The sequence below is a fragment of the Cellulophaga algicola DSM 14237 genome (assembly GCF_000186265.1).
Taxonomy (GTDB): Bacteria; Bacteroidota; Bacteroidia; order Flavobacteriales; family Flavobacteriaceae; genus Cellulophaga; species Cellulophaga algicola.
On the sequence record NC_014934.1, the window covers coordinates 3698232 to 3713019 of the forward strand.

Consider the following 14788-nt stretch of genomic DNA (forward strand, 5'->3'; position numbering starts at 1 on the left):
TTTAAGGTATATTTCTTTAGATACCTCAAAACTAAGCGTGAATAGGGGAGCTTATAAAACCGTTTTAAATTTGCTGTTTTTTGTTTTGTATGTGCAATTAAAGCGAGTCTAAAAGCTGTTTTAAATACGATTTTTTACGTGTAGCAACTGGTATTTTTTCATCATTTGTTAAACAAACGATATTATTAGTAGTAATCGTTTTTATATATTTTATGTTTACTAAATGCGATTGGTGTACGCGTACAAAAGTGTGTTCACTTAAAATATTTTCATAATATTTTAAATTTCGGGCACTCATTATTTTTTTATCTGCGGTATGAAAAATAGTATAGGCTCCGTCTGACTGGCAGCGTACAATATCTTTTATTTGAAGGAAATATTGCGCATCTGCAGTTTTAATTAATAGTGTTTTCTGGATTTCCTTTTCATTAATTTCAGAAACCTTATCTATCGCATTTTTATAAACCTGTTCTTTTTTAAAAGCAACTCTAAACCGATTGATACATTGTGTTAATTCTTCGGAATCTATAGGTTTTAGCAAGTAGTCTATAGTATCAAATTTTATAGCTTTTATCGCAAATTCATCATAGGCTGTTGTGAAAATTATTTTAAAGGCAATACTATCTAAGGCTTCTAAAATTTGAAAAGCATTCCCGCCAATAAGTTCAATATCTAAAAAGACCAGATCTGGCGTTTGTTCTTTTAAAAATAGTATGGCGTCTGCAACATTATCTATTTTTGCAATCACCTCAATATCTTTTTGAGTGTATTTAATAAGTTTGTCTAATGTATTTAAGGCATTAAATTCATCTTCTATTATAACTGCTTTGATCATTCAAGTTTTAATTTAAAAAATACTTTTGTACCTATGGGCTTATTACTCTCATCAAATAAATCTTCGATAATAAAAGTTTTTTCTTCGCCCTTTTTTCTCATTTTCAAACGCTCTAAAAAGATAGTTGTTGCATGTAACTCTTCTGTTATTTTTTCTTTCTTTGCTTTTGTAGATCTTCCTAAACCATTGTCCGAGATTATAAATGACAATCCGTTTTCTTCTTTTGCTACTTTAAGTAGCAGTACTCCGCCTTCTTTTTTCTCTTTTAACCCGTATTCTATGCCATTTTCAATAAAAGGTTGTACCAACATTGGAGGCACTTTTATTTTAGAGGTATCTATAGTGTCTTCAATTTCTATGTTATAGCTAAAAGAATAATTAAACCGTAATTGTTGTGTTTCTATATAATTAGAAATCATGGCAATCTCTTTGTCAAGTGAAATTGCTTCTTTTCGTACATAGTCAAAATTTTGGCGAATTAATTTAGAAAATTTAGCAATATAATTTGATGATTTTATAGCATTGCCCTCTAATGTTATATTTTGAATAGCGGCCAATGTGTTAAAAATAAAATGAGGATTCATTTGTACACGCAATAAACGTTGTTCTAATTGTGAAGCTTTATTGGTGGCGCGTAATTTGGTGTTATAGATATAGAACGCGGTAGCTATAAATAAAAGTATAAATAACAAAACAGTATTTACTAAGAGCCACTGGTTTCTGCTGTTTATTTCTTTCTGATGGCTGATTTCAGATTCCTTTTGTTTAATTTCATAATTGACATTAGCAAAATTTAAAAGTCTATTTTTTTCCAAACTATTTATACTAAGCTGTAAGCTGTCTCTAATCTTTTGGTGGTTTAAAGCTTTTGTATAATCTCCGTTCATAATAGAAATAGAAAGCAACTTATCTCTTACTTCTATTTCTTCTTTTATATCATTATTAGACGTATAAATGGCTAAGGCTTTCTTATAGTTAACTTCTGCAGAGTCGTTTTCAATTTTTAATAAAAAGAGATTCCCTAAACCTTTATAAGGCGCTGCATTAATCGATTTTATATTTTTATTTAAAGTAATAGCCCCTCTTAAAAATTTTTCTGCATTTGGGTATATACCTGCTTCTATATAAGTATACCCTATATTATTGAGAATGCTGACTAGTGTTTTTGGGTCTTTTTTAGACTGACTTAAAGCCATTGCTTCAGAGAAACTAGCTAAAGCTTTGTTGTATTCTTTTAATTTTAAATAAACGCTGGCCTTATTTCCTTTTATTGAGATAATTGAGAAAGTATCTGTTCCTTTAGAATATAAACTGTCTATTGCTTTTATATAGGATAAAGCCTTGTCATAGTCTTTTAGCTTAAAATGCAATTTGAATAATTGATTATAGGCTTTTCCTTCTATGCGCTCATCTTTTATCAATAGCCCTAATTTCAAAGCTTTTAGCGCATAAACTTGAGATGTTTCTATATCTCCCATGTGCAAAGACGCTCCGCTTAGGGTAATTAAACTTCTACTTTCATTGTAGTTATCCTTTAATTCAATAAATAGTTTATTGCATTTTAAATGCGTATTAAATGCTTCTTGATATTTATCATTTAGATATAAGACTTCGCCTTTATTAAACAATACCATTGCCCGCTCCAAAGTGTTTAAATTATTACTGTTTTGTAATAAACTATCTAAGGTGATAATGGATTGTGTTGGTTGTGTTTGGCTTATCTGCTCTATAGCTAACAACTTTTTTTCTATGCTTGGGTGTATTGTATCTTGCTTAGAACAGGCAAAAAATAACATTAAAAAAGAAATGGCAAAACTTAATTGCCATAGGCCTTTGATTTTTAAAATCATAAAAAGAAAACTGGATATATTATCAATAAGCTAAAATAAGAAAACATCAATGTTTAACAGGGAAATTTAGTATTAAAACTTTCTAAATAACAACACTTAAAAATAGATAAGTCTTGAAGAATAAAAATTGTGTTAAATTTTAATAAGATAATTTTTAATTAGACAAAATTGTTATTTTTGTCGAAAATTAAACAAATTATACAGATATGTCGAACATGACCAAAGATGAATTTGTGAAAAATCAAATTATAGAAGCATCTAAAGAAGTCTTTAAGCAGTATGGGTATAAAAATGCCAAAATGGAACATATAGCCAAAGCATCAGGAAAGGGGAGGAGTACCTTATATTATTATTACAAAAATAAAGATGATGTATTTCGGGCTTTTGTAAATGATTTCTATCAGGCTATGTTTGATAGTTTTAGTTCAAAATTAACTAGAAAAAATACTGTTGAAGAAAACTTTTCAATTTATACGGAAGAACGCATAAATCATTTGAAAGCAGGAATGGAGGCTTATAATAATTTATTGTCAGATTTAAAACAAGATGTAGATTTCATCTCTCACCTTTTAATTAATTTTAGAGAGAAAGAGATTAAACTAATAGAAAACTGCTTAAAATGGGCTATAGAGAAAAAAGAAATAACACCAATAGCGGAAGAAAATTTTAGCTTTCTAGCCTTGGCGATTGTAACAACAACGAGCAGTATAGAAAAAGAAATTTATTTGTATGAGACCATCAAAGGCGATGTTTCAACAAGAATAAAGTGGATCAACCAATTAATTATAAAGTCATTAAAAAGTAACTAAAATGTCAAATAAACAACTTTTATTATCAATCTTATTAGGGTTTTTAATGGTCTCTTGTGGAGAAGAAGTAAGCACAAAAAAAATAAATCCGGTAGGGGTAGCAACGATTACCATTGGTGGAGAGAATGTAGGTGCGGGTACTACAAATAGCTATCCAGGAATTATAAAATCATCTAAAACAACAAACCTTAGCTTTCAAGTTGCTGGTGCTATTACATCTTTACGTGTAGATCTTGGAGATTATGTAAAAAAAGGAACAATAATAGCCTCAATAGACCCATCCACCTATAAAGAACAATATGAAGCGAGTAAAGCTCAGGCAAATCTTGCCAAAGAGAATTATACGCGTATAAATAATGTGTTTGAGAAAGGAAGTATTGCAGAAATACGAATGATTGAAGCTAGATCTAGCTACAAACAAGCACAAGCGGCAGCGAATGCAGCCCAACAAAACTTAAATAAAACAACCATTAGTGCCCCTTTTGATGGGTATGTTGGTAAAAAATTAACGGAATCGGGAGCTGTTGCTTCTCCAGGAATGCCAGTAATAGAACTTATCGCTATTTTAAAAGTACACGCTATAGTTTCATTATCTGATCAAGAAATAAATACCTATAAAACGGGGAGTAGTGCACTAGTGTATATAGCAGCATTAAATAAAACGTTTCCTGGGAAACTAACAGAAATTGCAGTACAGTCCGGGAATCAAAATCCTGTTTATGAAGCTAAAATAACTATCGATAATACTGCAAATCTATTAAAGCCAGGAATGACTTGTACCACAACTATAGAAGGGGCTACTGCTAATTCTGATTCAGACTCCAATACTATTTTAATAAAACTTCCTGTTGATGTGGTCTCTATTACAGATGAAGGAGACAATTTTGTTTTTATTGTTGATGAGCAAAACAATACTGCACAACGTAAAATAGTTGAAATAGGTAAACTTTATAATGATGGTATCGCCATAACGAAAGGATTACGTAAGGGCGATAAAGTGATTACATCTGGCTATCATAAACTTACCAATAATACCCCTATAAATATTTTAAGCAATTAAAAGATGAAAGAAAAAAAATCACTTATAGCTTGGGGAATGAAAAATAAAGCATTCCCCATAGCTTTAGCAGTTACATTTTTCATTATTGGCTTATTGGGGCTTACTAATATGTCTAGAAATGAGTTTCCTGATTTTACTATGAGAACAGGTCTTGTGGTAGGTTTTTATCCTGGAGCGAGTGCAGAAGAGGTAGAAGCACAACTTACCTCAAAGCTGGAGGAATATTTATTTAGTTATAATGAAGTAGATAAGATAAAAACGTATTCCTATTCTCAAAACGGAATGAGTTATGTGTACTTAGAAGTTTCTAATAAAGTGAGTAAAGATGAAACCCAGCAATTTTGGAATAAACTAAAAAACAATCTTTTTATATTTCAACAAACATCTTTGCCTTCTGGGGTAAAAGGCGTTGTGGTTAATAGTGATTTTGGGAATACAGCTGCAATGATTTTGGCGGTAGAGTCTAAAACTAGGCCTTATAAAGATTTACAATTACATGTAGAAGAAATTATAGATAATCTAAGGCAAATAGACCGTATGGCTAAGGTGAGCTATTCAGGTGGACTTAAAGAACAGATTGCAGTATATGCAGATCCAAATAGATTAGCTCAATTTGGGATTAGTCCTGCGATGCTTATGCAGAGCCTAAAGACAGAAGGTAGTATAAAACCAGCAGGAACTTTAGAAGGCGATAGGATTGATTATCCAATACATATCAATGCATCTTTGACTAATATAGCAGCTGTAGCCCAACATATTATTAAATCAGATGAGAATGGTAGCGTTGTAAGGATAAGTGATGTGGCAAAGGTAAAACGTGAATACGAAGATCCAGATGCTTACGTACAAACCAATGGCTCCAAAGGAATCATTATTACCTTAGAGATGACGAAAGGAAATAATATTGTTCATTTTGGGGAAGAGATTAAAGAACACTTAGCTCAGTTAGAGCAAAATTTACCAGACGATATTAGCATTAGAACTATTGCAGATCAACCAGAAGCTGTAGACCATTCTATTAGTCATTTTATGAAAGAGTTTGGTTATGCCTTGTTAGGTGTTATTTTGGTAAGTATGTTATTGTTGCCCTTTCGCGTAGCATCTTTAGCCGCAGCGACTATCCCTATTACAATTGCAGCGACTTTGGCAGTCATGTACATTTTTGGAATGGAGCTAAATACCGTTACACTAGCCGCATTAATTGTAGTGTTAGGTATCGTGGTAGATGACCCTATTGTAGTCATTGATAATTATATAGAAAAATTAGACGAAGGTAAAACAAGATGGGAAGCGGCTTATGAAAGTGCAACGGAGTTATTTCCATCAGTATTTACGGCAACATTAGCCATTTCGGCAACATTTTTTCCTCTGATGTTTTTTATGAGCGGAACGGCGAAAGATTTCTTAAGTACGTTTCCGTTTACTATTTCTATAGCACTATTCTTATCCTTAACAATATCTATTTTACTTGTACCACATATGAATACGGTATTTATTAAGAAAGGATTGCATTCTGATAAAAAAGAAGGAGAGGAGCATAAAAAATCTATGTTAGATTACATTCAATCGTTTTTTAATAAGAGTGTTGAAAAGGCGATGGAGCATTATAAAATTACTGTTTTAGCAGGGGTTTTATCTATTGTGTTAGGAGTCATGATTTTCTCCAATGTAAGTGAAGAATTATTCCCTATCGTAGAACGAAATCAATTTGCAGTAGAAGTCAATTTAAGTAAAGGCAGTAATTTAGAAGAGACCGCGAAAATTGTTAATGCGTTTGAAAAAGTTTTAGCTAAAGATGAGCGTATTGTAAACTATACCAGCTTTATTGGTGAAAGTTCGCCAAGATTTCACATGGTTTATGCCCCAAATTTACCCGCTAAAAATTATGCCCAAATATTGGTTACCACAACATCTAACGATGATACAGAAGCCGTTCTTAAAGAGTATGATACAAAGTATGCTCAAATGTTTCCCAATGCCTATTTAAGAATGAAACAGCTTAACATGGTAGGGAAGCCTGCGGCTATTGAAATTAAACTTTACGGGAATAATATTTCGGAAATAAAAAAATATGGAGATTCTATCATCAACCTATCAAGAGAAACCCCACAAACAATTTGGTCTAGAACAGATTATGGAGAAATGTATAGTAAGGTCGGTATTGCTATTAAAGAAGATCAAGCAACACAAGCCGGAATAACTAAGGATGATATTGCTAATACTATTGCAATGCATATGGAAGGCTTACAGGCAGCCCAAATTTACGAGGGTAATTATGCGGTAAATATTAAAGTAAAATCTGAAAATAATACCGCTACAACCATTTCAGATTTACAGCAACTTTCTGTAATTGTACCAAGAACGGGTAAAACAATACCGCTGACTCAAGTTGCTACGATTAAACCAGAATGGGAACAACAGCAAATTGTAAGACAAAATGGTATGCGTTGTTTAACCGTTAGAGTAGATATTGAAAAAGGTGCTGTTGCAAATGTAGTTCTAAGTAAAATTATGCCTAAAATAGAGACGCTACATATACCTAGTACTATTAAAGTTGCCTATGGTGGTGAACAAGAATTGTCAGAGGAAAACTTACTTCCTATGGGGATTTCTCTAATGGTTAGTGTGGTACTAATTATTTTAATTCTTATTTGGCACTTTAAATCTTATAAACATGCTTTTTTAAGTTTTATTACCATGCCACTAAGTATACTAGGTGCTGCAATTGGGTTGTTGTTAATGCAATATCCATTCGGATTCACATCATTTTTAGGAATATTAGCACTATGTGGTATTGTTGTGCGGAACGGTATTATCCTTATTGACTATGCTGATGAGTTGTATAACCACCATGGAAAAACAATAAAACAAGCAGCAATACTTTCTGCACAACGCAGAATGAGACCTATATTTTTAACCTCGGCAGCTGCGGCTGTAGGTGTAACGCCGATGATTATTAGTAGATCTAGTTTATGGGGGCCTTTAGGTACTGTTATTGCATTCGGACTTTTAGTCTCTATGGTATTAACGCTGTTTGTTCTTCCAATACTTTATTGGTTGTTCTTTAGAGCAGATGAAGTGCAAAAAGAAATAAAAGAATAAGAAGATAAAATTATTTGAATATAATATTTGAGATTATGAATAAACATAAGTCAGCCACAATACTAGTAATGCTTGTAATTTTATTTTTGTTTGGGTATAGTTCCAGTTACGCTCAAGAAAAGCCATTGAATTTGGAAGCTTTAAAAAAATCTGCCTTACAGTATAGTCGTACTATAAAGAATGATTCGCTACGTGTTGAGCGAGCAGAATTGGTGAAAAAAGAGGCTTTTGATACTTATTTTCCAGAAGTGAGTGCTAACGGATTTGCTTTATATGGTTTTGAATATTTAGTACCAGCAATACCTACTTATTTACCTAATGGGATTGATAATTTATATAGTTTAGGTGCAACTGCCACACAGCCAATATATACAGGCGGAAAAATAAAGTTAGGGAACAAGCTGGCAGATTTGCAGTTAGACAGTCAGAGAATAAGTAGTAAAACCGCTATAGACTCCGTAGTATTAAATACAGAGCTAAAGTTTTGGCAGCTTCTTAAAATACAAGAACAGCTAAAAGTAGTAAAGGCAGGGAAAACGTATTTGAATGAACTCTTAAAACAACAGGAAGATTTATTGTATGAAGGATTAATTTCTAAGAGTCAATTATTACAAGTAAAAGTAGAAAAAAGCGGTGTTCTCGTGAATGAATTGGAACTGTCTAATTTTAGAAAAATAGCTTTGTTAGACTTGTCTTTATATGTGGGCATTCCGTTTGATACTACGCTCGTAGCCGAAAAAGGATTTAATGAAAATGTCATCCCTGCAGATTTGGTGTATGCAAGTCCGACTATTGATTTACCCAATAATAAATTTTATCAATTATCAGAAAAACAGGTTAGTGCTGCAAATTTGCAAGTAAAAAATGAAAAAGCAGATTTATTACCACAAATAGCCATAGGAATAAATGCTACAAAACTCGGGACATTTACGAATGACTTTAATACCGCAATACAACCCATTGCATTTGGGACGCTATCTATTCCTATATCTGCTTTTTGGGGAAAAGAGAAAAAACAAATCAAACAGCGAGAGATAGATGTACAAATAGCAGAGAATAGTAGAGATGAGGTTAAAGATCAATTGACTAAATATATTATGAAAAACTGGTATGACTTACAAACGGCAAATAAGCACATTCAGTATTCAAAAGATAAAGTAGCATACGCTATCCAAAACTTAAAATCTCAAAGAGATAATTATGACAGTGGTTTAAGCAACTTGACAGATCTATTGAATGCAAGGCAAACAAAAGAAGAAGCAGATGCTGCTATTGTGAATGCTATTGCGGATTATAAACAAAAAGAAGCCACGTACTTATATAGTATTAATGAACTCCCGATTCCCAATTTAGATAATTAAGCTGTTATAAGGCTATTGATAGACTGATAAACTCATTTAGTCAATGGCTTTTTTAAAATATAGTTTGATGAGCTTTCTCGTAATTACGTTTAGTCTTTTTGCTAAGGTATGATGTTTTAATTTTACTTAGAATATTTGCTTGGGTATCATTACTATTTGATAAGCATTAAAACCTGTTTTTAGAAATATTTTTTTTACTTGAAATTTCTTTTGATTTATGGGGGCAAAACAGTACAGATGAAGATAACTACTACTGTAAAAACACCTATATTTTGTCCTTATCATCTAAAAAATTAACCTTTTCATTACTGCTATTAAATCCTTGAATTAATTGATATACGTTTGGAATTTGCGTCTCAAGCCTAGTTAAAATATCTTCAGAGATATTATTTCTACTAAAAGGTACATTTTTAATATACTCTTGAATTTGGCCGGCATTTCTTCCATATTTATAATCGTATGGAAACCTTCCGTCTGCATCAATTTTAGTGTTTTGAAATACATTACTTTTTCAATGTTCAATTTTAATACTTTTAAGATTCTTTTATTTTCTTTAAAATGGAATATTTTCTCTTTGGTGTTATTTTTATCTGAACATTTACATTCAAAAGGCTGATTCTTTTTAAGCCAAACATCAAATTCATTTTTGTCTTTGATAACTTGATGTTTGTCAAATTGTAAATCGGATATTTTTATTGGAAATCCTGTCATACATAATTTATCACAAACAACCTTTAATCTAGTCTGATGAAAATTCCCAAAAGTACTTTTATCACCAAAATGGTCTTGACCAAACAATTCTATTGTATCGGAATCTTGAAATTCAATTTTGTGTTCAAACTCGAACATTTTTTAGTAATTGCAGGTAACAATTATATAATAAACACATGTTCTTTATATCTTTTATATAATATGTTGAAAAAGCTAAGTTTTTGTTTTGGTAAAAAAGATAAGTGTTATACGCTAAGTTAAGTGTTTATTAGAATAATAAGGCTACGTAGAAGGTTTATGGTTGTAGGACAGCAACAATTAAGTAGATTAGAAAACCTACCAAAATAGCTGCAAATTGAAATGAACCTGATGTGGTTCTGTTTTCAATTATAAATTCTTTTATTTTTTTGAATACCATACTTTAAATAGAGTACTTTTTTTTAAGTATGGAACCCTAGTTGCTTATTTATGAGGTCTCTAAATTAATAAATCCGTTAAATAATGTACCTGTTTCTGGTACGCCTAAAGTACTCTTGTTTGGTTGTTGTAAGTCCACTAGTTATTATGCTGCATGTACTCTTCTTTTAAATGCACTACAAATAGCCTTGTTAATAACAATAGTGTTAAACTTCTTCTTAGCAAGTAAAAAATAATTAATTTTGGAAATATTCCATAATAATGGAATTTATCCTAATGAAAACAGAATCCATACTACATTTAGATTTAGACACGTTTTTTGTGTCTTGTGAGCGCTTAATCGACTCCAAATTACTCAAGCGACCTTTGCTGGTTGGAGGTATTGGAGATAGAGGTGTAGTGGCTGCCTGTAGTTATGAAACTAGGAAATTTGGTGTACATTCAGGAATGTCAATGAAATTGGCGAGGCAGTTGTGCCCTGAAGCAACGGTTATTAAAGGAGATTCTAGTACCTACACCAAACACTCCCAATTAGTAACAGAGATTATAAAAGAACGAGTGCCTGTTTTTGAAAAAGCAAGTATTGATGAGTTCTATGCAGATTTAACTGGAATGGATAAATTTTTCGGCACCTATAAATTTGCAACAGAGCTACGAAATACGATCATCAAAGAAACTGGATTGCCTATTTCATTTGGATTGTCTTCTAATAAAATAGTTTCCAAAGTTGCTACGGGGGAAGCTAAACCCAACAATCAAATGCGGGTAGATACAGGCCTAGAAAAACAATTTCTAGCACCTTTGTCCATTCAGAAAATACCATCGGTAGGTACAAAGACCTATCAGACACTTCGCAACTTAGGCATTACCAAAGTACATATTGTTCAAGAAATGCCTTTAGAAATGATGGTCAGTGCCTTGGGGAAACATGGACAAACTATTTGGAGACGTGCCAATGGTATTGATAGGCCTCCACTAATTCCGTTCCACGAGCGTAAATCTATTTCAACGGAGCGCACCTTTACAAAAGACACCACCAATATGGTGCAATTACGGACTACCATTACTGCAATGGCAGAGAATTTGGCGTATCAATTGCGAAGGGCAGATAAGTTAACGGCCTGTATTGCGGTACGAATACGGTATTCCGATTTTCAGACCTATTCCAAACAAATTAAAATACCCTATACCAGTGCAGATCATATTTTAATACCTAAAATAATTGAACTGTTTGAGCGCCTGTATGAGCGTCGCTTATTAATCCGTTTGGTAGGCGTAAAGTTTAGTGATATTGTCACAGGAAACTATCAGATTAATCTTTTTGATGATACTGAAGAGATGCTCAGTTTATACCATGCGATGGATCATATCCGAAAAAAATATGGAGAGAAAAGTATTATGCGCGCTACTTCTATGGGCGCAAAAACTATTGGTAGGTTTCACAATCCATTTAGCGGAGAACCTCCTATTGTATTAGCACACCGAAAACAATAATATGTACCTCAATTGTCATTCATACTACTCTTTACGATTTGGCACCTTTTCAGAAATAGAACTTTTGAAGATGGGGCAGGCAAATCATATAGCTACGCTAGCTTTAACAGATATCAATAATACCTCTGCCTGTATGAATTTCGTTAGAAAATCTAAGGAATATGGTATTAAACCTATTATTGGAATCGATTTTAGAAATGGCGCAGAGCAACTTTATGTGGGTATTGCTAAAAATAACGAAGGCTTCAGAGAACTCAATGCGTTTCTTTCTTTCCACTCCCATAAGAACATCAAATTACCGCCCATAGCACCAGTATTTGAGCATGCATATATTATTTATCCTTTTGAAAATGTGTTACAGTTAGAGAAAATCAATTTTGAAGCGCATGAATACATCGGTATTTCTGTAGAAAATTTAAGGCGATTACCTTTTTCAAAATACAAATCCTATACTGATAAATTAGTCATCCAACAACCAGTTACGTTCCGTAATAAGCGCGATTTTAATGCACACCGCTTGCTACGTGCCATTGCAAACAACACCTTATTAAGCAAACTACAGCAGACAGAAGAGGGGCGTTTGTCTGAGCAAATGCTATCAAAAGAGAAACTTTTAGAAGCCTTTCAAGACTTTCCACAATTGGTAACAAATACCAAGACTTTAATGGCGCAGTGTAATGTGGGTTTTGGATTTGGAGCAAGTAGGGTTTCTCAAAACCAACAGGTATTTGGAACCTCAAAAGAAGAAGATTTTAACTACTTACAACAACTCTGTGAGGACGGTTTGCCCAAACGATATCCTACCCGTACCGATGCCGTGAGTAAGCGCCTGGCGGTGGAGTTGGAGACCATTAAAAAAATGGATTTTGTGTCTTACTTTCTAATCAATCATGATATTGTTAAGTACGCCAATTCTAAAGGCTATTTACATGTGGGGCGGGGTAGTGGTGCCAATAGTATAGTTGCCTATATTATTGGAATTACAGATGTAGACCCTATTGAATTAGATTTGTATTTTGAACGCTTCATCAATCCCTATCGAGTTTCTCCACCAGATTTTGATATCGATTTTAGTTGGAAAGATCGGGAAGATGTCACCGCCTATATCTTTCGTCGTTTTAAAAACACCGCATTATTAGCCACCTATAATACTTTTAAATATAGAGCCGTAGTTCGGGAATTAGGAAAAGTATTCGGCCTCCCAAAAGAAGAAATAGACAAGCTTTGTAAGGGTCATTTTTCTGAAAATAATTTAGATGATATGGGGAAACTAGTTTTAAAGTACAGCGCACTCATTAAAGATTTTCCCAATTATTTAAGTGTGCATTCTGCCGGAATTCTAATACTAGACCAGCCTATTCATTATTATTCCGCTACAGATTTACCGCCTAAAGGATTTGCAACGGTGCAGTTTGATATGATTATTGCAGAAGATGCGGGTATTTTTAAGTTTGATATTCTAGGACAACGTGGATTGGCGAAAATTAAAGAGGCTATAGAAATCATCAAAGTGAATAGGCCAGAGGTTCCTGAGATAGATATCACCCAAATAGAAACATTTAAAAACGATGCGAATATCAATAACTTATTAAGCAGAGGAAAAGCCATTGGCGCCTATTATGTAGAGTCTCCTGCCATGCGTGGTTTAATGTGTAAGCTAAAAGTCAATGATTATTTAGGCTTGGTGGCCGCAAGTTCTGTTATTCGCCCAGGAGTATCTAGTTCTGGAATGAAGAATGAATACATCCGCAGACATCGTGAGCCAGAGCGCAGAAAAGAGGCCAATGCTATTTTAGCGCAAATTATGCCAGAAACCTATGGTATTATGGTCTATCAAGAAGACGTATTAAAAGTCGCCAATCAGTTTGCGGGTTTAGATTTAGGAGAAGCAGACGTCTTGCGTAGAGGTATGAGTGGTAAGTTTAGATCTAGAGCAGAATTTACCCGCGTAGAAGAGAAGTTTAGGAGTAATTGTAAGGCAAAAGGCTATCCGGATGCTTTAACTACAGAAGTATGGGACCAAATTGCCAGTTTTGCAGGCTACGCCTTTGCTAAAGGGCATTCTGCTTCCTATGCTGTTGAGAGTTACCAAAGCATGTATTTAAAATGCTACTATCCTTTAGAATTTATGGTGGCGGTACTAAATAATGGTGGTGGTTTCTACAGCACAGAACATTACATTCATGAAGCTCGGATGTGGGGCGCACAGATACATGCGCCTTGTATTAATCTAAGTGATCATCACAATACCATTAAGGGAGTTGCTATTTATTTAGGCTTTGGCTATCTCAAAAATCTAGAAAATTTGGTGGTGCAACGTTTCTTAACCGAACGGCAATTGTACGGTGCTTTCAAATCTTTAGATGATTTTATAGACCGTGTAATCATTAGCATAGAGCAGTTGGCGATTCTTATTAGAATAGGAGCTTTTAAATTTACAGGGCTAGAAAAGAACGAACTGCATTGGCAAGGCATCTTTAAAATTAATGCCCTCAAGAAACGCTCTGGGAATCCGTCATTATTCAAACCAAAACACAAACAGTTTGAGCTTCCTAAATTAGCACATAGTTGGGTAGAAGAAGCCTATGATCAAATAGAACTCTTGGGGTTTCCGTTGTATAGTTATTTTGATTTGATATCAGAAGAAATTTTAAGCGACGCTAAAGCTCAAGACATGCAGCATCACCATAATAAAGAACTTCTGCTTTATGGCATTCTCGTAAATACCCGTTTTAATACGACGAAGAACAACAAGAATATGCGTTTGAGTACTTTTGTAGATCAAGAAGGCGATTATTTTGATGTGGTACATTTTACCAATGTAGTAGATAAATATCCTATTCACGGCATGGGCGTGTATGCATGCTATGGAAAAGTAACCGAAGAATTTGGACACTGTAGTATAGCTGCCATTTGGACCAAGAAACTAGCATTTAAAACCGATCCTAGAGCTTCTGATATTCCTACTTTTGAAAGTTTAAAGAAATAGACGCTACCGAAATACTTGCCATAAGCGCCTCTACAAGCGCTACTGCCTATGCAACTCTTTTAAGTTAATATCACTTTTGATTGAAATAATTTATTCTTCCCACAGCGGGTATCTTTAGGTTATCAATAACGGTACGCTAAACAGTACCATTTAAACTAAA

Annotated in this window: 9 protein-coding genes; 6 read left to right on the plus strand and 3 right to left on the minus strand. The window is 33.5% G+C overall.

Translation table 11 applies throughout. From position 1 onward, the window contains the following. Nucleotides 1-97: 97 nt before the first annotated feature. Both CELAL_RS16105 and CELAL_RS16110 read right to left on the minus strand, forming a co-directional pair. Nucleotides 98-835: a LytR/AlgR family response regulator transcription factor gene (locus CELAL_RS16105; RefSeq protein WP_013551954.1), complete on the minus strand. Its 738-nt coding sequence runs from the start codon at nt 833-835 to the stop codon at nt 98-100. Beyond that, a complete protein-coding gene (locus CELAL_RS16110) occupies nt 832-2685 on the minus strand; it encodes a histidine kinase (protein WP_013551955.1) in 1854 nt (617 codons plus the stop codon). The genes CELAL_RS16105 and CELAL_RS16110 overlap by 4 nt, the downstream gene beginning before the upstream one ends. 206 nt (nt 2686-2891) lie before the next feature. Here CELAL_RS16110 and CELAL_RS16115 point away from each other — a divergent pair, with 206 nt between their 5' ends. The 4 genes from CELAL_RS16115 to CELAL_RS16130 are packed head-to-tail and all read left to right on the plus strand — an operon-like array spanning nt 2892 to nt 9017. Further along, nucleotides 2892-3494: a TetR/AcrR family transcriptional regulator gene (locus CELAL_RS16115; RefSeq protein ID WP_013551956.1), complete on the plus strand. Its 603-nt coding sequence runs from the start codon at nt 2892-2894 to the stop codon at nt 3492-3494. 1 nt (nt 3495) lies between these two features. Continuing rightward, nucleotides 3496-4554, plus strand: coding sequence for an efflux RND transporter periplasmic adaptor subunit (locus CELAL_RS16120; RefSeq protein ID WP_013551957.1), 1059 nt, complete (start codon nt 3496-3498; stop codon nt 4552-4554). Nucleotides 4555-4557: 3 nt separating this feature from the next. Then, entirely contained in the window at nt 4558-7656 is a 3099-nt protein-coding gene (locus CELAL_RS16125) for an efflux RND transporter permease subunit (RefSeq protein ID WP_013551958.1), read from the plus strand. 35 nt (nt 7657-7691) lie between these two features. After that, the gene (locus tag CELAL_RS16130) at nt 7692-9017 is read left to right on the plus strand and encodes a TolC family protein (RefSeq protein ID WP_013551959.1); all 1326 of its coding nucleotides are present in this window, start codon (nt 7692-7694) and stop codon (nt 9015-9017) included. Nucleotides 9018-9383: 366 nt separating this feature from the next. Here the strand turns inward: CELAL_RS16130 and CELAL_RS16135 are convergent, their stop codons facing one another. After that, nucleotides 9384-9866, minus strand: coding sequence for a hypothetical protein (locus CELAL_RS16135; RefSeq protein ID WP_013551960.1), 483 nt, complete (start codon nt 9864-9866; stop codon nt 9384-9386). A gap of 540 nt (nt 9867-10406) precedes the next feature. Here CELAL_RS16135 and dinB point away from each other — a divergent pair. Together dinB and CELAL_RS16145 are read left to right on the plus strand one after the other, a co-directional pair. After that, nucleotides 10407-11639 (plus strand): DNA polymerase IV, encoded by a 1233-nt coding sequence (gene dinB, locus CELAL_RS16140; RefSeq protein WP_407636719.1) that lies wholly within the window; start codon nt 10407-10409, stop codon nt 11637-11639. A 1-nt stretch (nt 11640) separates the two neighbouring features. Next, nucleotides 11641-14628, plus strand: a complete 2988-nt coding sequence (locus tag CELAL_RS16145; RefSeq protein ID WP_013551962.1) for a DNA polymerase III subunit alpha — start codon at nt 11641-11643, stop codon at nt 14626-14628. Nucleotides 14629-14788 lie beyond the last annotated feature (160 nt).